The 21,552-nt window shown below is 69.4% G+C and carries 20 protein-coding genes and 1 pseudogene; 7 read left to right on the top strand and 14 right to left on the bottom strand.

Annotation, left to right across the window (positions count from 1 at the left end; translation table 11 throughout):
• Positions 1-17: 17 nt before the first annotated feature.
• The 6 genes from ACTJKJ_RS21370 to ACTJKJ_RS21345 all read right to left on the bottom strand — a co-directional run bounded on the left by ACTJKJ_RS21370 (position 18) and on the right by ACTJKJ_RS21345 (position 4,819).
• Positions 18-899, bottom strand: a complete 882-nt coding sequence (locus ACTJKJ_RS21370) for a D-amino acid aminotransferase (protein WP_091731254.1) — start codon at positions 897-899, stop codon at positions 18-20.
• A gap of 108 nt (positions 900-1,007) precedes the next feature.
• Positions 1,008-2,177, bottom strand: a complete 1,170-nt coding sequence (locus ACTJKJ_RS21365; RefSeq protein WP_091731251.1) for a D-alanyl-D-alanine carboxypeptidase family protein — start codon at positions 2,175-2,177, stop codon at positions 1,008-1,010.
• A 13-nt stretch (positions 2,178-2,190) separates the two neighbouring features.
• Complete coding sequence (locus ACTJKJ_RS21360; protein ID WP_297386755.1) at positions 2,191-2,826, bottom strand: alpha/beta hydrolase; 636 nt, start codon at positions 2,824-2,826, stop codon at positions 2,191-2,193.
• 16 nt (positions 2,827-2,842) lie between these two features.
• Positions 2,843-3,175 (bottom strand): (2Fe-2S) ferredoxin domain-containing protein, encoded by a 333-nt coding sequence (locus ACTJKJ_RS21355; RefSeq protein WP_091731244.1) that lies wholly within the window; start codon positions 3,173-3,175, stop codon positions 2,843-2,845.
• Positions 3,172-4,383: a VanZ family protein gene (locus ACTJKJ_RS21350; RefSeq protein ID WP_440821886.1), complete on the bottom strand. Its 1,212-nt coding sequence runs from the start codon at positions 4,381-4,383 to the stop codon at positions 3,172-3,174. Before ACTJKJ_RS21350 ends, ACTJKJ_RS21355 begins: the two co-directional genes overlap by 4 nt.
• A gap of 7 nt (positions 4,384-4,390) precedes the next feature.
• Positions 4,391-4,819 carry a CopD family protein gene (locus tag ACTJKJ_RS21345; protein ID WP_183493551.1) on the bottom strand — a complete coding sequence of 143 codons (429 nt, stop codon included), beginning with the start codon at positions 4,817-4,819 and terminating at the stop codon, positions 4,391-4,393.
• A 218-nt stretch (positions 4,820-5,037) separates the two neighbouring features.
• Here ACTJKJ_RS21345 and hemB point away from each other — a divergent pair, with 218 nt between their 5' ends.
• Complete coding sequence (gene hemB / locus ACTJKJ_RS21340; RefSeq protein WP_147240335.1) at positions 5,038-6,045, top strand: porphobilinogen synthase; 1,008 nt, start codon at positions 5,038-5,040, stop codon at positions 6,043-6,045.
• Positions 6,046-6,076: 31 nt separating this feature from the next.
• A complete protein-coding gene (locus ACTJKJ_RS21335; RefSeq protein WP_091731227.1) occupies positions 6,077-7,171 on the top strand; it encodes a magnesium transporter CorA family protein in 1,095 nt (364 codons plus the stop codon).
• A gap of 39 nt (positions 7,172-7,210) precedes the next feature.
• Here ACTJKJ_RS21335 and ybeY read toward each other — a convergent pair whose 3' ends face one another.
• On the bottom strand, positions 7,211-7,657 hold the full coding sequence (ybeY, locus tag ACTJKJ_RS21330) for an rRNA maturation RNase YbeY (RefSeq protein WP_297386765.1): 447 nt from the start codon (positions 7,655-7,657) through the stop codon (positions 7,211-7,213).
• Positions 7,658-8,001: 344 nt separating this feature from the next.
• Positions 8,002-8,949, bottom strand: a pseudogene (locus ACTJKJ_RS21325) (PhoH family protein); the annotation flags it as partial.
• 92 nt (positions 8,950-9,041) lie between these two features.
• Here ACTJKJ_RS21325 and ACTJKJ_RS21320 point away from each other — a divergent pair.
• From ACTJKJ_RS21320 to ruvB, 4 genes are all read left to right on the top strand, one after another.
• Entirely contained in the window at positions 9,042-10,520 is a 1,479-nt protein-coding gene (locus ACTJKJ_RS21320) for a sensor histidine kinase (protein ID WP_147240332.1), read from the top strand.
• A gap of 159 nt (positions 10,521-10,679) precedes the next feature.
• Positions 10,680-11,333 carry a response regulator gene (locus tag ACTJKJ_RS21315; RefSeq protein ID WP_091731221.1) on the top strand — a complete coding sequence of 218 codons (654 nt, stop codon included), beginning with the start codon at positions 10,680-10,682 and terminating at the stop codon, positions 11,331-11,333.
• Positions 11,334-11,443: 110 nt separating this feature from the next.
• Positions 11,444-12,013, top strand: coding sequence for a Holliday junction branch migration protein RuvA (gene ruvA / locus ACTJKJ_RS21310; RefSeq protein ID WP_091731218.1), 570 nt, complete (start codon positions 11,444-11,446; stop codon positions 12,011-12,013).
• 28 nt (positions 12,014-12,041) lie between these two features.
• On the top strand, positions 12,042-13,106 hold the full coding sequence (gene ruvB, locus ACTJKJ_RS21305) for a Holliday junction branch migration DNA helicase RuvB (RefSeq protein WP_091731215.1): 1,065 nt from the start codon (positions 12,042-12,044) through the stop codon (positions 13,104-13,106).
• Between the two features lie 111 nt (positions 13,107-13,217).
• Here the strand turns inward: ruvB and ACTJKJ_RS21300 are convergent, their stop codons facing one another.
• From ACTJKJ_RS21300 to ACTJKJ_RS21275, 6 genes are all read right to left on the bottom strand, one after another.
• Complete coding sequence (locus ACTJKJ_RS21300; protein WP_440821881.1) at positions 13,218-14,162, bottom strand: porin; 945 nt, start codon at positions 14,160-14,162, stop codon at positions 13,218-13,220.
• A 125-nt stretch (positions 14,163-14,287) separates the two neighbouring features.
• Positions 14,288-15,364: a sterol desaturase family protein gene (locus tag ACTJKJ_RS21295; RefSeq protein ID WP_440821879.1), complete on the bottom strand. Its 1,077-nt coding sequence runs from the start codon at positions 15,362-15,364 to the stop codon at positions 14,288-14,290.
• 94 nt (positions 15,365-15,458) lie between these two features.
• A complete protein-coding gene (locus ACTJKJ_RS21290) occupies positions 15,459-16,136 on the bottom strand; it encodes a histidine phosphatase family protein (protein WP_440821877.1) in 678 nt (225 codons plus the stop codon).
• Positions 16,137-16,460, bottom strand: a complete 324-nt coding sequence (locus ACTJKJ_RS21285) for a DUF1840 domain-containing protein (RefSeq protein WP_440821875.1) — start codon at positions 16,458-16,460, stop codon at positions 16,137-16,139.
• Positions 16,461-16,564: 104 nt separating this feature from the next.
• Positions 16,565-18,727, bottom strand: a complete 2,163-nt coding sequence (locus ACTJKJ_RS21280; RefSeq protein ID WP_440821873.1) for a putative bifunctional diguanylate cyclase/phosphodiesterase — start codon at positions 18,725-18,727, stop codon at positions 16,565-16,567.
• Positions 18,724-20,019: an HD-GYP domain-containing protein gene (locus ACTJKJ_RS21275; protein ID WP_440821871.1), complete on the bottom strand. Its 1,296-nt coding sequence runs from the start codon at positions 20,017-20,019 to the stop codon at positions 18,724-18,726. The genes ACTJKJ_RS21280 and ACTJKJ_RS21275 overlap by 4 nt, the downstream gene beginning before the upstream one ends.
• Before the next feature lie 198 nt (positions 20,020-20,217).
• Between ACTJKJ_RS21275 and pcaF the strand changes: the two genes are divergently transcribed.
• Positions 20,218-21,417 (top strand): 3-oxoadipyl-CoA thiolase, encoded by a 1,200-nt coding sequence (pcaF, locus tag ACTJKJ_RS21270; protein ID WP_297386790.1) that lies wholly within the window; start codon positions 20,218-20,220, stop codon positions 21,415-21,417.
• The last annotated feature ends 135 nt before the right edge of the window (positions 21,418-21,552 follow it).

Here is a 21,552-nt window from a genome sequence, read left to right as displayed (position 1 = left end):
AATCCAAATGGGGATGCTCAGAGGCTTTGCAAGCGCTTGGCCCGCTGGTACGCCTCGTAGAGCTTCGCGTAGACCGGCCCCGGCTTGCCGCGCAGCGCGCCGTGGCCGACCGGCTCGCGGTCCAGCCGCGTGACCGGGGCCACCTCCTTGCTGGCCGAGGTCAGCAGGATCTCGTCCGCGGTGGGCAGCTCGGTTTCCGCGATCGGCCGCAGGTTGCAGGCGATGCCGAGTTCCTCGCACAGCTCCTGCAGCAGCCGCACGCGCACGCCCTCCAGCAGGGCCTCGCCCGGCGGCGGCGTCAGCAGCGCGCCGTCGCGCACGATCCAGACGTTGCTGCTGGAACCTTCGGTCAGGCAGCCGTCGCGGATCAGCAGCGTCTCGTCGGCGCCCTGGTCCGCCGCCACCTGCCGCGCCAGCACATTGCCCAGCAGCGAGATGCTCTTGATGTCACCGCGCTGCCAGCGGAAGTCGCGCGCCGTCACGCAGCTCAATCCCTGGTGGCGCTGCTCCGGCGTCAGCGCATGCATCGGCTGCGTGTACGCGAGCACCGTCGGCTCCAGGTCCTTGGGCATCGCATGGCCGCGCGCCGCGACGCCGCGCGTGACCTGCAGGTAGATCGACTGGTCCTCGACCTCCGGCAGGTGCGCCACCAGGCTGCGAAGCAGGTCGAGCCAGGCCTCGCGTTCATACGGATCCTCGATCCGCAGCGCCTTCAGGCTGCGTCCGAGGCGGTCGAGGTGGTCGTCGACCCGGAACAGGCGCCGGCCGTAGACCGGGATGGCCTCGTAGACGCCATCGCCGAACAGAAAGCCGCGATCCATCACCGGCACCCGGGCATCGCCGAGCCGACCGAGATGGCCGTTGAGGTAGCAGGGCAGGTCGGCCCAGGGCATCGTCATCGGTGGCTCCCGCAAGTGGTCAGGCCCAAGCCGTCGACTGTACGCCGCCGGCCCGGCCCGCCAACCCCGGCAAGCGAGGGGCCTTGGCCGGCCACGACCAGGCGCGGCTTACTTGATCCAGAGACGGATCGCGTCCCAGGCGCGGCCGAAGATGCCGGCCAGCGGCACCTCGTGCTGCACGACCAGCGGCACTTCGGCCACCGGCGCGCCGCCCGAGGTCGTCACCTTCAGCGTGCCCACGCGCTGGTTCAGGCCCAGCGGCGCGACCAGCGGATCGGTGCGCTGGATGTCGGTCTTGAGCTTGCCGCCCTCGCCGCGCGGCACCGCCACGAACACCGCGTCCGCCGCGCCGAGCTTGGCTTCCGGCACCGCGCCCTTCCACACCTTCACGGTGGTGATGGGCTGGTTCTTCTCGAACAGGCGCACCGCGTCGAAGGCGGCGTAGCCCCAGTTCAGCAGCTTCTGGCTCTCGGTCGCGCGGGCTTCCTTGGAGGCGGTGCCCATCACCACGCTCAGCAGGCGGCGCTTGCCGTTGGGCACGTCGCGCTGGGCGCTGGCCGCCAGGCAGTAGCCGGCGGCATCGGTGTAGCCGGTCTTGCCGCCGTCCACCGACGGATCGCGGCCCAGCAGCATGTTGCGGTTGGACTGCTTGATCTTGTTGAAGGTGTACTCGCGCTTGGAGTAGTACTCGGCGTAGTACTGCGGGAAGTCCTGGATCACGTGCGAGAAGATGACCGCGATGTCGCGCGCGCTCGTCTTGTGGCCGGGCTCGGTGATGCCGGTGACGTTCTTGAACGAGGTGTTCTTCAGGCCCCAGGCCTGCGCCTGCTTGTTCATCATCGCGACGAACTGCTCGACGGTGCCGCCCACGCCCTCGGCCAGCGCGACCGAGGCGTCGTTGCCCGACTGGATGATCATCCCGCGGATCAGCTCGTCGACCTTGGGCGTCATCGTGGTGTCGATGAACATCAGCGAGGGATCGCCCTTGCGCTCGTCCCAGGCGCGCTTGGAGACGGTCAGCGTCTGCTCCAGCGTCAGGCGCTTGGCCTTGAGCGCGTCGAAGACGATGTAGGCCGTCATCAGCTTGGTCAGCGAGGCGGGATCCTGCGGGGTGTCGGCGTCGCGCTCGGCGAGCGTCTGGTTCGTGGTCAGGTCCAGCAGGACGAAGTTGCGGGCCGCGATCTCGGGCGGCGTCGGCGCCTGCGCGGACGCGCCGGTCACCATCAGGAAGCTGGACAGGCCCACGCCGAGGGCCAGGGAAGCGAGGAAGCGTTTCATTCGAGGGAAATCCTTAGGCGCGCGCTTCGCCGACGGCATGCCAGCTGCGCAGCACGAGGTTCTTGAGCAGCGGCAACTGCCCATGGAAGAAATGCCCGACGCCGGGCACCACGATGACCGGCAGCGCCTGCGGGCGCGCCCAGTCCAGCACCGCGCTCAGCGGCACCACATCGTCCTGTTCGCCGTGGATCACGACGGTATCGGCCGGCACCGTCGCGACGCCGAAGCGGCTGGCGGCCGGACCGACCAGCAGCAGGCGCTCGGCCGGCTGCTCGAGCTGGAGCGCCGCCTGCGACGCGACGAAGCCGCCGAACGAGAAGCCGGCCAGCGCCAGCGGCAGCGACGCGTCGCGGAAGGCGGCGATCACGGCCAGCGCGTCGTCGACCTCGCCGCGGCCCTCGTCCCAGCCGCCCTGCGACTTGCCGATGCCGCGGAAGTTGAAGCGCACGGTGCGATAGCCCAGGTGCACGAAGGCGCGCGCGATCGTCTGCACCACCTTGTTGTCCATCGTGCCGCCCTGCGTCGGATTGGGATGGCAGATCACCACCACGCCGCGCAGCGGACCGGCGTCGACCGCGGGTTCGTCGACGGCGCATTCGATCTCGCCGGCCGGGCCGGCGATCTGCCGGCGCTGGGTCTGTGCATTCATCGCGGCGGGCTCCCGCTCAGCGGCCGACCGAATCGTCGAGCACCAGGCGCTCGACGACTTCGCCGTGCTTGAGATGGCGCTCCACGATCTCGTCGATGTCGCTGTTGTCGACGAAGGAGTACCAGACCGCGTCCGGGTACACCACCGCCACCGGCCCGCCGGCGCAGCGGTCCAGGCAGCCGGCCTTGTTCACGCGCACGCCGCCCTTGCCGGCGAGCTTCTCCGCTTTCACCCGCTGCTTGCAGTGGTCGAAGGCGGCCTGCGCATCGTGCTGCAGGCAGGCGTTCTCGCCCTCGCGCTGGTTCAGGCAGAAGAAGATGTGGCGTTGGTAGTAGCTGGTGGAGCTCATCGCGGGATTGTAGTTTCAGGGTTTCCACCGACCGGCCGTTCGTGCGTTTCGTCACGACCTGCTTGTCCTTCAGAGCGCCCGCCCGGCGGTGGTTCCGGCGGCCGCGGCGGCAGGGGCCGGTCGCTCTGCGTGACCCCGTACAGCAGCCAGGCCAGCGCCGCGAAGGGCCACAACCAGCCCACCCATTGCGCCAGGCCGTACAGGTTGACGAAGCGCCCCTGCTCCCAGAACTGCAGGCTCTCCAGCAGGTAGGGGTCGGACGGGGCCTCGGCCATCAGCGCGATCAGCGCGGTCAGCACCACCAGGCCCCAGGCCGCGTTGGCGCGCCGGGACATGAACGCCGCCAGCAGCGCCAGCACGCCGCCGGCGATCAGGCCGGGCTCGGTCGTCGGCGTCAGCCAGGCCCAGGCGTGGTCGGGTCCGAAGTTCAGCAGCGTCGACCAGGCCGTGGTGGTCACGCCGAGCGCCACCGCGCCCAGCACCAGCAGCGCCCGCCGCCGGCCCGGCCGGGCCACCGACAAGGCCAGCAGGCAAGGCGCCAGCAGCCCCATCGCGATGGCGATCGCTTCCAGGCCGGGTGGCAGCGGCGGATCGTCGGCGAGTTCCTTGGGCACCAGCTCCCACGGCGTGTTCTGGAGCAGCAGCTCCGCCCATTCGCGCAGGCGGGGAAACAGCTGGCCCAGGCCCAGCGGCAACGGCGCCGGATACAGCAGGCCCACCGGCCACAGCGCCAGCAGCGCCAGCGCGCCGGCGCTGTGCGGCACGAACCAGCGCTCGCGCCAGCCGTTCCAGCGCGCCAGGCCGTCCAGGCGCAGCACGCCCCAGGCGCAGAACGCGCCCAGCCAGGCGCCGGCGCTGTTGAGCAGGAAGTCCGCCAGAGAGGGAACGCGACCAGGAAGGAAGTACTGCAGCGTCTCCATCGCGAACGACAGCAGCGGCAGGCCGACCAGCGTCAGCAGCAGCGCGCGCCACAGGCCGCCGCCGCTGCGGATCACCGCGGAGAAGCACAGCAGGCCCAGCGGCCAGTAGCCGGCGACGTTGATCCAGAGATCGAACTTCCCCCAGTAGCGCGGCCAGGGCAGGCCGATGACGCCGGGCCAGGGCAGGCTCGGGGGCATCCGCCAGGGCCAGAAGGGATAGAGGCTGGCGTAGACCACCAGCACGGCGTAGCACAGGGCCAGCCAGGTGGCGGAGCTGCGCCGCTGCATCACGGGATCAGAAAGGCTTGACGACGACCAGGATCACGATCGCCGCGAACAGCAGCACCGAGACCTCGTTGAAGACGCGGAACCACTTGTGGCTGCGGCGGTTGGCGATCAGCTCGAACTTGCGCAGGAAGGCGCGGCACATGTGGTGGTAGCCGATCACCGCCACCACCAGCGCCAGCTTGGCATGCATCCAGCCATTGCCCGGACCGCGACCGATGCCGTAGTAAAGCCAGAGAATGCCGCCGAAGAGCAGCGCCAGCAGCATCAGCCCGCTGCTGAAGCGGTAGAGCTTCAGGGCCATCAGCAGCAGCCGCTCGCGTTCGGCATGGCTGTCGGCCGGCACCATGGCCAGGTTCACGAAGATCCGCGGCAGGTAGAACAGGCCGGCGAACCACGCGGCGACGAAAATGATATGAAGCGCTTTGATCCAGAGCATCGCGGCATTATGGATGGCGCGAAAAAAAACCCCGGCTTCACAGCCGGGGTCGGAAAGCCTTATCGCTGTCATCACGCTAAGGCTCCTGCTCAGGGAGGAAAAGCAGGGAACGACAGCCGAACGGCTATCATTCAGGAGCGACTTTAACAGATCTGCCGAATTTCGGAATCTCGGCTTTCCCCTAGCGCCCCCCAACCCGGTGGTATTTCTCGGAAACCATGCAACTTCCCGCACCTTATCCCGCCAGCCGCCCGCGTCGCCTGCGTCGCGATGCCTACACCCGGGCGCTGGTCCGCGAACACCGCCTGCACGCCAGCGACCTGATCTTTCCGGTCTTCGTCCATGAGGGGGACAACCGCGTCGAGCCGATCGCGTCCATGCCCGGGGTGTCCCGGCTGAGCCTGGACCGGCTGCTCCCCGTCGCCGAGGAATGCGTGGAGCTCGGCATCCCGGTGATGGCGCTGTTCCCGGCGATCGACCCGGCGCTGAAGACGCCCGACGGCATCGAGGCGACCAATCCGGACGGCCTGATCCCGCGCGTCGTGCGAGCGCTCAAGGAGCGGGTCCCGGGCCTGGGCGTGCTGACCGACGTCGCGCTCGACCCCTACACCAGCCACGGCCAGGACGGCGTGCTGGACGAGCAGGGCTACATCCTGAACGACCGCACGGTGGAACTGCTCAAGGCGCAGGCGCTGGTCCAGGCCCGCGCCGGCGTGGACATCGTCGCCCCCAGCGACATGATGGACGGCCGCATCGGCGCCATCCGCGCCGCGCTGGAGGCCGACGAGCACATCCACACGCGGATCATGGCCTACAGCGCCAAGTACGCCAGCGCCTTCTACGGCCCGTTCCGCGACGCGGTGGGCTCGCGCGCCAACCTGGGCAAGGCCGACAAGAAAACCTACCAGATGGACCCGGGCAACAGCGCCGAGGCGCTGCGCGAGGTCGGCCTGGATCTGGCCGAGGGCGCCGACATGGTGATGGTCAAGCCCGGCATGCCTTACCTGGACATCGTGCGCCTGGTGAAGGAGGAATTCCGCGTCCCGACCTTCGCGTACCAGGTCAGCGGCGAGTACGCCATGATCAAGGCCGCCGCCGCCAATGGCTGGCTGGACCACGACGCGGTGATGCTCGAGGCGCTGCTGGCCTTCAAGCGCGCCGGCGCCGACGGCATCCTGACCTACTTCGCGATGGACGCGGCGCGTCTGCTGCGCGCCGGTGCCTGAGGCCGCGGCACGCGGCCTGCCCGACCGACGCATGCGCATCTTCCATCTCAGCGACGCGCTCTACGAGGAACTGGCCGCGCTGCCCGAGGACCTCCCCCCGGAGGGCTTCCTGTGGATCGGCCTGCCGCGACGCGAGTTCGAACTGCAACTCGGCGCGCTGCAGCAGCGGCTGACACGCTGGTCGGGCGCGCAGCTGCTCGACCTGCATGTCTCGGACCTGATGAATCCGCAGCTGCCCTCGCACTTCGACTACACCAGCTGGTACGACCTCATGGTCTTCCGCCGGCTGGCGACGATACCGGGCAGCCAGCAACTCCTGGCCGACGACGAACCCCGCAACGCCGCGGGCGTCAACGACGCGCTGAAAGCGATCGACACCAGTCCCGTCGGTTTCGCCGTCTTCGACCGCGTCCTGATCACGGTGCATCCGGGCGAGTGCTCGCTGCGCGACTACTTCGCCGGCAAGCTCGGCGCGCAGCAGGAGGGCCGCGACCTGCGCGGCAGCACGCGGCTCCCGACCAGCCCGGCAGAGCTGATGCTGCGCATGGTCAACCACATGGTGGACAGCTACCTGGACCTGCGCCGGCTGCTGACCCGCCAGCTGACGACGCTGCAGGGCCTGCTGCTGGACCGCCGCGGCCACTTCCGGGACTGGTCCGTCGTGCTGCATGCGCGCGACACGCTCTCGCGGCTGGAGGACCTCTGCGAGGACCAGCGCAGCGCGGTGCAGGAGTGGATCGACGCGCTGGGCGAATGGCCGGCCGGCGATGCCCGCGCGGAGCGCGAGCGCGAACTGCTGCGTGTGCGCTCGCGGGACGTGCTCGAACACATCGAGCGGGTGCTGACCCATGTCCGGCGGCTGGAGACCTCCGCGGAGACCTCGGTGCAGATGCACTTCTCGCTCACCGGCGAGCGCACCAACAACATCATGCGGACGCTGACCGTGCTCACGGCCATCTTCCTGCCGCTGAACCTGATCACCGGCGTCTTCGGCATGAACTTCGACAACCTGCCGCTGATCCACGCCGCCACCGGCTTCTGGATCGCCGTCGGCGTGATGGTGGTCACCGCGCTGGCGCTCGGCGCCTTCTTCTGGCGCAAGCGCTATCTCGGCTCCCAGCAGTAGCGAGCAGTAGCGCTCGGGCGCCGGCCGCGGCGCCCCGCCTCAGCGCTTCGCGTAGGGGTCGGCGAAACCCAGGCCGAGCATGATCTCGGTCTCGCGCGCTTCCATGCACTCGGCCTCGTCGTCTTCCTCGTGGTCGTAGCCCTGCGCGTGCAGCGTGCCGTGGACCAGCATGTGCGCGTAATGCGCGGCGAGGTCCAGGCCCATTTCCCTGGCCTCGCGCTCGACGACCTCGGCGCAGATCACCAGGTCCGCGGCGACCACCGGCTCGTGCGTGTAGTCGAAGGTCAGCACGTTGGTCGCGTAGTCCTTCGAGCGGTACTCGCGGTTGAGCGCCTGGCCTTCCTCCGCATCGACGATGCGCACCGTGATCTCGCCCGGCAGCTCGAGCGCCGCGCGCATCCAGCGGATGACCTTGTGCCGCGGCAACTGCGCCCTGTGGCGCGGATCGGCGAATTGCAGCGACAGGCTCAGTTCCGGACGGCTCATCGCGCGACTCCCTTGCGAGCCGGCTTCGCGGCGGATGTCTTCGCCGCCGGCTTCTTCGCCGCCGATTTCTTCAGCGCAGGCTTCTTGATGGCGGGCGTCTTCACGACAGGCGCCTTGGCGACGGCCTTCGTGGCGGCCGCCGGCTTTGCGACCGCCGGCCTTGCCGCCGCCTTCTTCGCAGCAGGCTTCGCAGGCGCAGGCGCGGCTGCATCGTCAAAGCGGGCCGCCGATGCTTCGCGCAGCTGGATGGCGCGCAGGCGGCGCTCCTCGCGCTCCTCGGCGAAGCGGGCTTCGCGCTCCTGCTGCTCGCGGGCCTCCTCGCGGGCCGCCACTTCGTCCCGGTCCTCATAGGCCTGGACGATGCGCGCCACCAGCGGATGGCGCACCACATCGGTCCGGTTGAAGCGCGTGATCGCGATGCCGTCCACGCCGTCCAGCACCTGCTCGGCATCGACCAGCCCGCTGTGCATGCCGCGCGGCAGGTCGATCTGGCTGGTGTCGCCGGTCACCACGCACTTGCTGCCAAAGCCGATGCGGGTCAGGAACATCTTCATCTGCTCGGGCGTGGTGTTCTGGGCCTCGTCGAGGATGACGAACGCATGGTTCAGCGTGCGGCCCCGCATGAAGGCCAGCGGCGCGATCTCGAGCTGGCCCTTCTCGAAGGCCTTGGTGACGCGGTCGAAACCCATCAGGTCATAGAGCGCGTCGTACAGCGGGCGCAGGTAGGGATCGACCTTCTGGGTCAGGTCGCCGGGCAGGAAACCCAGCCGCTCGCCGGCCTCCACGGCCGGACGCGTCAGGATGATGCGCTGCACCGTCGAACGCTCGAGCGCGTCCACCGCGCAAGCCACCGCGAGGAAGGTCTTGCCGGTGCCCGCCGGGCCGATGCCGAAGCTGATGTCATGCGACAGGATCCGGCGCAGGTAGTGATGCTGGTTGGCCGTGCGCCCGGCCAGGTCGGCGCGGCGCGTGCGCAGCACCACGTTGTCCTCGTCGTCCGGCGTGGCCGGGCCGGACCGGGCCGGCGCGCCCACGTCGTTGGCCGCCTCGACGATCGCCAGCCGCAACGTCTCGCCGGGAATGGCCCGGTCGGCCCGCGCGTAGAGCGCCTCCATCAAGGCCAGCGTGCGCTGCGCCGCGGCGCGTTCGCCCTCGATGTTGAAGTGCTCGGCGCGATGGGTGATCCGCACGGACAGGGCCGCCTCGATCTGGCGGAGGTGCTCGTCCAGCGGGCCGCACAGGTGTGACAGGCGCCGGTTGTCGGCGGGGGTGAAGGCGTGGCGCAGGTTCAAGGCGGAGGAAGCTCCGTATTCAGGGGGGTTGAGGGCGGTATTGTCGCGCGTCGATGTGCCACGCGCGTGCCGCGCCTGCACAATCGCGCCCCATGCACCGGACCACAGAACAACACGGGGAGGCCGCCGGCCGCAACTCGGCCGCGGCGGCACCGGGCGCCGCGAGGCAGTTCGCCGCCGGCACCGCGGCCGCCCTGACCCTGGCGGTGCCGGTCTGCCTCGCCCAGGTGGCGGGCGCCGCGGCCGCCAGTGGCGAGGGCATCTCCACCTGGTCCTTCGCGACGCTCTGGAGCAAGCTCGCGCCGCAGCTGGCTTACGGCCTGCAATCCGCGCTGGTGTTGATGGCCTTCGCGCTGGGCCTGCTGATCTGGCAGCGCCGCGCCCAGCGCCACATCGCCTGGCTGCTGGCGCTGATGCCGGGCTGGGTGGTCATGGTCGGCCTGTCGCCGCTGTCCTCCTGGCAGACGGCGATCGCGGTGGTCCTGGCGCCGTGGCTGCTCTGGTGCGCGGTCCATTACCTGATGCGTCGCACGCGGCGCCGCGACCGGCGCCTGCATCGCCTGCTGCTGGCGCAGGCCCTGCTCTTCCCTGCCGCCCTGCTGCTGCCGGTGCCGGCTTCGCGCGTGGCCGGCTTCGCGCTGTGGTGGCTGGGTGCCCAGTTGCTGGTGACCATGGGATGGCATCTCTGGCAGCTGTGGCAGGACATGTTCCTGCCGACGCTCGAGGAGCGCTACCCGCGCTTCGACTTCGTCCTGAGCTGCGTGCTGATCGGCTTCGGCGCGCTGGCGGTGCTGTCGGCATGGTTCCTGCCGGGCAGCGGGCTGGCCGGCATCCTCGGCCCGCTGTCGCTGCTGGGCCTGGGCCTGCATCGCGTGCGCGAGTTCGCCCGGGCGCTGACGCAGGCCGAGCTCGCCGTGCTGCAGGGGGAGCTGCGCCTGCAGGAACGCATCGCGGAACTGGAGCGCCATTTCGACCAGGTCGCCGAGGCCAAGCTGGAGCAGGTCACCGAGCGCGAGCGCAAGCGCATCGCCGCCGACCTGCACGACGACCTCGGCGCCAAGCTGCTGACCATCGTCCACACCAGCGAGTCGGACCGCATCTCGACGCTGGCGCGCGAGGCGCTCGAGGAAATGCGGCTGTCGGTGCGCGGCCTGACCGGCAAGCCGGTCCAGTTGCTGGACGCGCTCGGCGACTGGCGCGCGGAGGTCGTCTCCCGGCTGGCCCAGGCCAACATCCTGGCGGAATGGAAATCGCCGGCCGAGGACATCGAGCACACCTTCCCCGCGCGCGCCTACGTGCAGACCACGCGCATCCTGCGCGAATCGGTCAGCAACATCATCAAGCACAGCGGCGCGACGCATTGCGTGATCAGCTGCTCGGCCCAGGACGGCTACTTCTCGGTGGTGATCCAGGACAACGGCCAGGGCATCCCGCTCGAGCTGGAAGGTCGCCTGGACAAGGGACACGGCATGGCCAGCATGAAGGCGCGCGCCAAGCAGATGCATGGCCAGTGCCTGGTCGAATCCGGCCCCGGCTGGGGCACGGTGATCCGGCTGACCATCCCGCTTTGAGGCGCGCCGGCTGCAAAGCCGCCTGCGGCGTGATCCATTGCCGACGACGCCACACTCCGGCGCCGATCCGGATGGTCAGCCCGCCGAGAAAGCCGTACCGTTGCAAACACCCGCCAGGCAGCCTGCCGGCGCCTCATTCCTGAGCAAGAATCCCGCGCCATGAACCACATCCTGCTGCTCGAAGACATTCCCGAAATCCGCGCCTGGCTCAAGGTCCTGGTCAAACAGGTCTTCGCCAACGCGGTGGTCACCGAATGCTCGCGGGTGCAGGACGCGCTGCAGCAGGTCAGCACGCAGCGCTTCACGCTGGCGCTGCTGGACCTGGGCCTGCCCGACGGCTCCGGCGTGGACGTGATCTCGGCGCTGCGCGAGAAGCAGCCGGAGGTCCAGTCGGTCATCGTCACCATCCACGACGACGACGAGCACCTCTTCCCCGCGCTGCAGGCCGGCGCCTTCGGCTACCTGCTCAAGGAGCAGTCGCGCGAGCTGCTGGTCGAGCAGCTGCAGCGCATCAGCCAGGGCGAGCCGCCGCTGTCGCCGTCGATCGCGCGCAAGGTTATCGCCTACTTCACCTCGCAGCGCCGGCCGCAGGCGGCGCAGGTGTTGCACGAGGTCTCGCTGACCGACCGCGAAACCGAGGTGCTGCTGCGCGTGGCCAAGGGCTTCACGCTGCCGGAGATCGGCGTGCAGCTGGGCCTGTCGCGCCACACGATCGCGGACTACGTCAAGCAGATCTATCGCAAGCTCAATGTGAGCTCGCGCGCCGAGGCCGCGTTGGAAGCGCAGCGCCTGGGCCTGTTCGGCCGCAACTGAGCGCCGCGCCGGCCGCGCGCCGGGCGGGGTTCTCAGGCCTCGGGAAAATACTGGACAAACATCCAGCGAAACGCCCGCCGGGCGCCGCCGAACGCGGATAATCCGCGCCCATGATCGGCAAGCTCACCGGCGTCATCGCGGAAAAGTCGCCCCCGCAGGTTCTCATCGACGTGCAAGGCGTCGGCTACGAAGTCGACGTGCCGATGAGCACCTTCTTCAACCTGCCGAACCTGGGCGAGCGCGCCACGCTGTTGACCCACCTCAGCATCCGCGAGGACGCCCATGTGCTGTTCGGCTTCCTCACCGCCGAGGAACGCGCCACCTTCCGCCTGCTGATCAAGATCAGCGGCGTGGGACCGAAGATGGCGCTGTCGCTGCTGTCGGGCATGTCGGTCGGCGACCTGGCGCAGGCGGTGTCGCGTCAGGAGGCCGGACGGCTGGTCAAGGTGCCGGGCATCGGCAAGAAGACCGCCGAGCGGCTGCTGCTGGAACTCAAGGGCAAGCTCAGCCCCGACCTGTCGCAGCCGGTGGCGATCGCGAACGACGCGCAGGCGGACATCCTGCAGGCGCTGGTGGCCCTGGGCTACAGCGAAAAGGAAGCCGGCGCCGCGCTCAAGACGCTGCCGGCGGACGTCGGCGTCAGCGACGGCATCAAGCTGGCGATGAAGCACCTGTCATGATCGGCCCCCAGCCGCCCCGCCCCTCGCCATGAGCATCCAGACCGACGACTTCACCCCCGCGCCGCAGCAGGCCCGCCTGATCAGCGCCCATCCCGCCTCGCCCAACGAGGACGCGATCGAGCGTGCGCTGCGGCCCAAGCTGCTCGATGAATACGTCGGCCAGGCCAAGGCGCGGGAGCAACTGGAGATCTTCATCGGCGCCGCCAAGAAGCGGCGCGAGGCGCTCGACCATGTGCTGCTGTTCGGGCCCCCCGGCCTGGGCAAGACCACGCTGAGCCACATCGTCGCCGCGGAGCTGGGCGTGAACCTGCGCCAGACCAGCGGGCCGGTGCTGGAGAAACCCAAGGACCTGGCGGCCATCCTGACCAACCTCGAGCGCAACGACGTGCTCTTCATCGACGAGATCCACCGGCTGTCGCCGGTCGTCGAGGAAATCCTGTACCCGGCGCTGGAGGACTACCAGATCGACATCATGATCGGCGAGGGCCCGGCGGCCCGCTCGATCAAGCTGGACCTGCAGCCCTTCACCCTGGTCGGGGCCACGACGCGCGCCGGCATGCTGACCAACCCGCTGCGCGATCGCTTCGGCATCGTGGCGCGGCTGGAGTTCTACACCGCCGACGAGCTGCAGCGCATCGTGACGCGCTCAGCCTCGCTGCTCGGCGCGGCGATCGAGCCGGCCGGGGCGCTCGAAGTGGCGCGGCGCTCGCGGGGCACGCCGCGGATCGCCAACCGGCTGCTGCGCCGCGTGCGCGACTACGCCGAGGTCAAGAGCGACGGCACCATCACCCGCACCATCGCGGAGAAGGCGCTGGCGATGCTGGACGTCGATCCGCTGGGCTTCGACCTGATGGACCGCAAGCTGCTGGAGGCGGTGGTGCACCGCTTCGACGGCGGCCCGGTGGGGCTGGACAACGTCGCCGCCGCCATCGGCGAGGAGCCGGGCACCATCGAGGACGTCATCGAGCCCTATCTGATCCAGCAAGGTTTCCTGCAGCGCACGCCGCGGGGACGGATCGCGACGCTCGCGGCCTATCGCCACCTCGGCGTGGCGCCGCCCAAGCAGGCGGGGCAGCTGTTCGACCTCGAGTAATCGAATCAGGGGATCGGTCACGGGACGCGGCGGCGAGCGCCGCGCCACCGAACGACGGCACCAATGAAAAAGGCGCTCCGAAGAGCGCCTTTGTCGTGCCTGATCCGGGGATCAGAAGTTGTGGCGAATGCCCAGAGCGAACGAGTTCAGGTCGTCGGCCTTGTTCGCGGTGGTGGCGTCCACGGCGGTGTAGAAGGCGTAGAGCTTGGTGCGCTTGCTCAGGTTGTAGTTGTAGGCCAGCGTGTACTGCTTGCCGCCGTTGCGGCCGCCGTTGAACGAGGAGCCACCGGCCTTGGTGCCACCGACGTTCAGGTGGAATTCCGACTGGCCCATCGTGTACATCACGGCGGCGCGGCCGATCCAGCGCGTGTCCTTGCCCAGCGAGCGCGAGTCGTCTTCACGCTGCGCGTAGCCGCCGAAGGTGAAGGCGCCCAGTTCGTACAGGCCGCGGATGGCCCACTGGTTGGCGTCGCCCTGCTTGCTGTAGCCAGCGCCCAGGTGCAGCGGGCCCTGGTCGTAGTTCAGCGCCACGTCGTAGCCGCGCGGATCGACGCCTTCACCGGCGTGCAGCGCGAACTCGGCGTTGAAGCCGCTGACGTTCGGGGTGAAGTAGCCGACCTTGTTGGTCTGCGTGAAGCCAGCGCCCGAGTACAGCTTGTCTTCCGACGTGCCGGTGTCGTGGTTGTGCATCGACACGTAGTCGGCGGTGGCGTAATAGGAGCCCGGGGTCCAGCGGCCCAGACGGACGGCGCCGAAGTCACCGGACAGCTGCACGCTGGCTTCACGGTTCCAGAACGCCGAGCTGGTCTGGCGGCCGTCGTCCGAGTTCAGGCCGTGCTCCAGGGCGAAGCTGGCCTTCAGGCCGCCACCCAGGTCTTCCGTACCCTTGAAGCCCAGACGGGAGTTGTTGTTGATCACCGAGGCAACGCGGTCGCGGTTGCCGGTCTTGATGCTTTCCACCGAGGTGTTGATGCGGCCCCAGAGCGTGACGGAGCTTTGCGCGAACACCGGTGCGGAGAGAGCCGCGATGGCCGCAGCGATTGCAATCTTCTTCATATCCACCTTCATCAGTTGGAGGTTTCAGCCGGTCTGGCTCAATGGCGGTACTGCAAGGTGTGCGGAGTATAGAAGTGCGTTGCACGCACCCATAACACTCGACGCGAAATTGCAACAGTTCCCCGTTAGGGGTGGGATCCAGGCGGCAAAGGTGTAAGCAGACGGGCCGTCAGCACCTGTCCGGCGAGCAGTCCGGCCAGCGCGGCAAGCTGCCCCGCAGTACCGAGCCGGTGGGCGTTCCAGAGGAACAGCGCCACCGCGCCGAGCATCAACAGGAACATCGCCGCGGCCGCCCCGGCGTGCGCGGGCGCGACCGCCGGGTCGAAGAGCGCCCGCGCCCGGGGGTCGTAGCCGGGCGCTATGCGAGCGCCGAGGCCGGGCTCCCAATGCGCCGGCTCCCACCAGAGCCGCAACTTGTCCCGCCAGCGCGGCGTGCGTCGCATCTTGCCGATCAGCCTGGCGTAGACCTGGACGTTCGCCGTCCAGGGATTCCAGCTCCGCAGCGCGTCACGGGTGCCGTAGACGCAGGGCTCGTGGTCCAGTTCCTCCTGGAAGCTGCCGAACAGGCGGTCCCAGATCACCAGGATTCCGCTGTAGTTGCGATCGAGATAGGGGTCGTTGACGGCGTGATGCACGCGATGGTTCGACGGGGAGCAGAACCAGCGGTCGAACCAGCCCAGCTTGCCGATCTGCTGGGTGTGCACCCAGAACTGGTACAGCAGGTCGACCAGGGCGACCACGGCGTAGACCAGCGGCGGGAAACCCAGGATCGCCATCGGCATGTAGAAGATCCATCCGACCAGCCAGCCGCTGCCGGTCTGGCGCAGCGCGGTGGACAGGTTGTAGTCCTCGCTCTGGTGGTGCACCGCATGGGCCGCCCACAGCAGCGCCGTGGTGTGGCCGAGCCGGTGATGCCAGTAATAGAGGAAGTCGTAGAACAGCAGCCCCAGCAGCCAGACCCACCAGGCCCCCGCGTCCAGCCGCGCCAGCGCCGCATGCTCGAAGACCCAGGTGTAGATGCCCAGCGTGAAGAGCTTGGTCAGCACGCCCACGACCTGGCTGAGCATGCCCAGCGCGATGCTGCTGATCGCGTCGTTGAGCCGGTAGGTGTTGCGCCCGCGGCGCAGGCCGATCCAGTACTCCAGCCCGATCAGGGCGAAGAACACCGGCGTGGCCAGCACGATGATCTGTGCGTCGGTCATGTGTCTCCTCGATGAGCGCTCGATGCGGCGCTTCTGTCGATGTCGGCGGCCGCGGTCCGGCGCCTGGGGCGTCCGGTCGCCGCGGTCCGCGCGGTCAGGCCTTGGCCGTCTGCGGCGCGGTGGGCATGAATCCGGGCACGCCGGGATCGTCCAGCGCCAGGCCGTGCAGGTGATGGTCGTCGTTCCAGCCCACCAGGCTGAAGCCTTGCGGCGAATGCAGCAGCCGGTTGATGCTGGCATTGCCCAGGACCCAACTGCGCGGCGCCTGCAGGTCGATGCGGGTCGCGGCGCGATAGAGGCAGTCCAGGACGCCGCCGTGCGCGACGATGGCGATCGTCTGCCCGGCGTGCGCCGCGGCCAGCTCGGACACCACCGCGATGCAGCGCGCATACAGCGCAGTCAGGCTCTCGCCGCCGGACGGCTCGAAGTCCGGATCGCGGCGGCGCCAACGCAGCGCGTCCTCGGGAAACGCGGCCTCGACCTCGGCCCAGAGCTTGCCTTCATGGACACCGAACGCCCGCTCGCGCAGGCGCGTGTCGTGGCGGACCTCCAGCCCATGCGGCGCCGCGACATGCCGGGCGGTCACCGCGGCCCGGGCGAGGTCGCTGGCGTAGACCGCGTCGATCGCGTGCTCGGCCAGCGCGGCGCCGAGCCGCTCGGCCTGGCGCATCCCCATCGCGTTCAACGGCAGGTCGAGGTGGCCTTGCAGCCGGCCTTCGCGGTTCCACGCGGTTTCTCCGTGCCGGATCGCCAGGATCTGGGTCGATTCCACTCAGACGCCCCAGACCACATCAGCATTGGCGGATTGCGCGGCGCGCAGCAGCTCCAGCAGCGGCCACAGCCGCTGACGCAGCATCACCTCCGGCTTGGGCGGCGCCTTGCGGCCCTCCGCCTGCGCCTCCTGCGCGGCGCGGTCCAGCGCCTGCTGTTCCTCGGCGATGGCCGCCTCGCCGCGCGCGATCAGCGCCGGCAGGTCCGCAGCCTGGAAGATGCCCTGCGCCGCGGGCTCGCGTCCCAGCGCCTTCAGCGCCTGATCGCCATGGGCCGCCAGCATGATGACGTCGGCGCCCGCCTTCGACTTGAACTTGTACAGCACGCTTGTCTCCCGGCCGTCGACCGCGGCCACCGGCGCATTGTGCCGTCGTCGTTGGAACGCCAGTGGAGAGGTCTCCCGATCCGCGCCGTGCGCGGCCGTCCGCGTCAGGCGCCGCGCAGCAGGTGCACCGACGCGCGCGCCGGACGCAGCACCGCGGTCTGCGCGCGAGCCGCCTGCCCGGCCTGAGCCTGCGCGGCGATCTGGGCGTGGCGCTCTTCGAAGGCCCGCGTCTCCAGCGCCGGCGCGCACAGGAAGCCCTGGTACTCGTGGCATCCGCAGCGGGCGAGGAAGTCGCGCTGCGCCTCGGTCTCCACGCCCTCGGCGATGACCTGCAGGTTCAGCGCGCGGCCCATCTGCACGATGGCGTTGACGATGCCGGCGTCGCTGGCGTCGCCCGGCAGGCCCTTGACGAAGCTGCGGTCGATCTTGAGCCGCTGGATCGGGAAGCGCTTCAGGTAGCCGAGGCTGGAATAACCGGTGCCGAAGTCGTCGATCGCCATCAGCACGCCGAGCTCCGACAGCGCCTGCATGCGATGCAGCGCCTCGTCCGCGTCGCGCAGCAGCACGGATTCGGTCAGTTCCAGTTCCAGCAGCGACGGCGGCAGGTCATAGGCGCGCAGCGCCTGGGCGACCTGCTCGACGAAGTGCGTCTGCTGGAACTGTAGCGCCGACACGTTGACCGCCACCGGCACGCGCAGGCCTTTCTCCAGCCATGCCGCCGCCTGCGCCACCGCCTGCTGCAGCACCCATTGGCCGATCGCGACGATGAAGCCGCTCTCCTCGGCGACCGGGATGAACTCGGACGGCGGCACGTCGCCGCGCAGCGGGTCGCGCCAGCGGATCAGCGCCTCGGCGCCGATCAGCTCGCCGGTCTCGAGCGACACCTGCGGCTGGAAGTGCAGCCGGAATTCGTGTTCCTGCAGCGCCTGGCGCATCGCATGGTCCAGCCGCATGCGCGACAGCAGGTCCACGTCCTTGCGCGGCTGGTGGAAGCGGAACGCGCTGCGGCCGCTTTCCTTGACCCAGTGCATCGCGCGTTCGGCGCTGGCGAGCAATTCCTCGGCGCTGGCGCCGTCGCCCGGGAACAGCGCGATGCCGGTGCTGCAGGTGACGGTGAAGCTCAGGGTGTCGAAGCAGAAGGGGCGCGACATCGCCTCCTGAACGCGACGGGCCGCGTGCTCCGCGCCGCGGGCATCGGCCTGATGGATCAGCAGCGCGAACTCGTCGCCGTCCAGGCGGGCGACCGTGTCGACCTCGCGCAGCGACTCCTTCAGACGCAGCGCGACTTCCTTGAGCACGCGGTCGCCATAGGCATGGCCCAGCGTGTCGTTGATCTGCTTGAAGCGGTCCAGGTCGACGTTGAGCAGCGCGAACGGGCTCGTCTCGCGCCGCGCCATGGCCTGCGCGTAGTCGACGCGCTCCATCAGCGCGCGCCGGTTGGGCAGGCCGGTGAGCATGTCGTTGTGGGACAGCTCCTCGATGCGCTGGTGCGCCGCGAGTTTTTCGCTCAGGTCGCGGAACGAGTAGACGCGGCCGATCGGCCGGCCGCGGCTCCACTGCGGCAGCGACACGCGCTCCAGCACGCGGCCGTCGATCAGCTTGAGGTTGTCGCTGGTGTGCAGCAGCGGCGATTCCTGGATCGCGCCCAGGCGCATCGCGTAGGCGGCGCCGTCGACGACGCTGCGGCGCATCCAGGCCTGCACGGCCTCGTCGTTGCGCTCGTTGAGCAGGTCCTCGGGAATGCCCCACAGCGACGCCAGCCGCTGGTTGAAGCTGCGGATGCGGCCCGCCAGGTCGGTCACCAGGATGCCGTCGGCGGTCGATTCGAGCGTCGCGCGCAGTTCGGCGAGCAGCGTCTCCCGCTCCTCGTCATGCTGGCGCTGCTGCGTCTGGTCGCGCATGGCGACCAGCCACAGCCCGTCGCCCTGCGGCTGCGCCACGTGGCTGATGCGACGCGAAACCCAGAGCATGCGTCCATCGGCGTGGCGCATCATCGTGTCGGTGTGCAGGCTCTCGCGGCGACCGATGGCGGCGTCCATCCAGAACAGCGCGTCCTCCGGCGTCGAGGCCAGCGAGTCGACGCTCGCGCCGACCAGATCCTTCGATGCCATGCCCAGCAACTGCTGCGACGCCGCATTCACCGCGACCACGCAATGGGTGCGCGCATCGACGAGCCACACCGCTTCCTGCAGGCCGTCGATCAACGGCAGGAAAGCGGTGTTGAACGCGGCGGGCGCTGCGACCGGCGATCGGGCGGGGAAGTTCACGCGGCCATCTCCCCGGGCGGCATGGGCTGCGCGCCGGCCGACTCGAAGAAATAGGCGATGCGGCTGCGAGGGCTGAGGTAGTCCAGCGACGCCCGCGGCAGCTGCTGCGGCTTGACGCTGCGGCGGATGCCGAGGTCGGGCAACTCTTCCAGGTTCAGGACCAGGGCCTCTTCGCGCGGCACCTTGGCGTCATGGACCATGACCCGGGGCTTGAGCGGCCGCGAGGAGTTCACCGCCACGACCAGCGCATAGCGGTCGTCGGTCAGCTGCACGACGGAGCCCGGCGGGTACACCCCCATCATGCGGATGAAGGCATTGAGCATCGTGGCGTCGAAACGGCTGCGCCCCTGCGCGAACATCAGCGAGAGCGCCTCGTGCGGCGTCATCGCCTTGGAGCTGAGCAGCGGATTGCACAGCCCGTCGAAGCGGTTGACCAGTGCCACGATGCGGGCGCCGATGCTCATGCGGTCGGCGTTCAGGCGCTGCGGGAAGCCGCTGCCGTCGGCGTGTTCATGGTGCTGGGCGATGATCAGCAGCGGGCCGGCGCCCACCCCCATCTTCTGGCCCACCATCACGCCCTTGGCGACGTGCTGCTGGTACGCGGCGACCTCGGCGGCGGTGAAGCTGTCGTCGCGATGGCGGAAGCGGGGCGTCAGCTCCATCTTGCCGATGTCGTGCAGCAGCGCGCCCTGGCCGAGGTCCAGCATCTCGTCGCGCCCCAGGCCGAAGGCCCGGCCCAGCAGCATCGCGATCACCGCGACGTTCAGCGCATGCGCGGTGCCGCGGTCGCCGGCACCCTCGTTGAGCAGGCGGATGTTGATGTCGCCCTCGACCAGCATCTTGTCCAGCAGCGCGCGGGACAGCGCGGCGGACCGGTCGCGGGCGTCGGTCGGCTCGCGCGGCACGAGGTCGATCAGGTCGCGCAGGGCGGTGGCCGCCTCGGCGTACTGGCGCTCGCACAGCAGCAACGCCTCGCGCTGCTCGGCCAGCAGCCGGCGATGACGCTCGCGGGCGTCGTCCTCGGCGTCGTGGGGAGCCTCGGCGGTCGCGGCCGGGGCGGCGGCCGTCGGCGGCGGCATCGGCGTGGCTTCCAGCGGGAGCTCGCTCTTGCCCGGGCTCCAGCGCACCTGCTTCAGGCCTAGCCGGCGCAGGATCAGCAACTGCTCTTCCGAGCTCAGCTTGAAGCTGCTGAGCGGGAAGGGATGCGACATCCAGCCGAGGTCGAGATGAATGAACATCCCCACTTTCAGCTGGTTCACATCGATGAGCGGATCGGCCGATCTGTCCTTCATTCTTGTAGTTCCGCGTCCGGTTCAGACGCCTTCGTCAGCAGCTTCGGCTGCCCAGGGCCGCAACTTAAATGAAAAGCGCGTCCATCGCGCGGCGCCGCGCATGATCCCGGACTGTGCGTGCAACTTGTCACGGGTTTTTCCTGAGGACCCCTATGATCCCGCGCAGCCCGCATTCTCATAAATATTCAGGAGACTTTCATGCATGCCTTTGTTTGCGATGCGCAGCGCACCCCTTTCGGGCGCTACGGCGGCGCCCTGTCGGCGGTCCGGGCGGATGACCTGGGCGCGGTGCCCATCCAGGCCTTGATGGCCCGCCATGCGGGGCTGGACTGGGAGGCGCTCGACGACGTGTTCTACGGCTGCGCCAACCAAGCCGGAGAGGACAACCGCAACGTGGCGCGGATGTCGGCGCTGCTCGCCGGCCTGCCGATCGCGGTGCCGGGCGTGACGCTGAATCGCCTGTGCGGCTCCGGCATGGATGCCGTCGGCACCGCGGCCCGGGCGATCCGCGCGGGCGAGGCGCAGCTGCTGATCGCCGGCGGCGTCGAGAGCATGAGCCGCGCGCCGTTCGTGATGCCCAAGGCGGAAAGCGCCTTCTCGCGGGCGAATGCGATCTACGACACCACCATCGGCTGGCGCTTCATCAACCCCAAGATGAAGGCCCAGTACGGCGTCGACGCGATGCCGGAGACGGCGGAGAACGTCGCCGTCGATTTCGGCATCGAGCGCGAGGCGCAGGACCGCATGGCGCTGGCGAGCCAGACCAAGGCGCTGGCCGCGCAGCGCAGCGGATTCTTCGACGCCGAGATCTGCCCGGTGACGATCCCCCAGAAGAAGGGCGAGGCGGTGGTCGTGCGCCAGGACGAGCATCCGCGCGAGACCAGCCTGGAGGCGCTGGCCAAGCTGAAAGGCGTCGTCCGACCGGACGGTAGCGTGACCGCTGGTAACGCGTCGGGCGTCAATGACGGCAGCTGCGCGCTGTTGATGGCCAGCGAGGCGGCGATCGCCCGGCACGGCCTGACCCCACGCGCGCGGGTGCTCGGCATGGCCACCGCCGGCGTGGCGCCGCGCGTCATGGGCATCGGCCCGGCGCCGGCGGCGCGCAAGGTGCTGGCGCAGGTCGGCCTGACGCTCGCGCAGATGGACGTCATCGAGCTGAATGAGGCCTTCGCGGCGCAGGGCCTGGCGGTGCTGCGCGACCTGGGCCTTCGCGACGACGATCCGCGCGTCAACCCCAACGGCGGCGCGATCGCGCTGGGCCACCCGCTCGGCGCCAGCGGCGCCCGGCTGGTCATGACGGCGATCAACCAGTTGCATCGCTCGAATGGCCGTTATGCGCTGTGCACGATGTGCATCGGCGTCGGGCAGGGCATCGCGGTCGTCGTCGAACGCGTCTGAGCCTCTTCGCTTCGGCCCGGCGCTTGAGCGCGGGCCCAGGCGCCGATCAACGGCCACCCCGGATCGATCCGGGGTGGCCGTTTTCAATAGTCAGACAATTGACTTCGCCGCCCTCGGTTGTCTGACCTCTTTTTG

Source organism: Roseateles sp. 22389 (genome assembly GCF_052044995.1).
Lineage (GTDB): Bacteria > Pseudomonadota > Gammaproteobacteria > Burkholderiales > Burkholderiaceae_C > Roseateles.
Note: the sequence above shows the minus strand (reverse complement) of the source record. Positions and strands in the feature narration are given on the sequence as shown.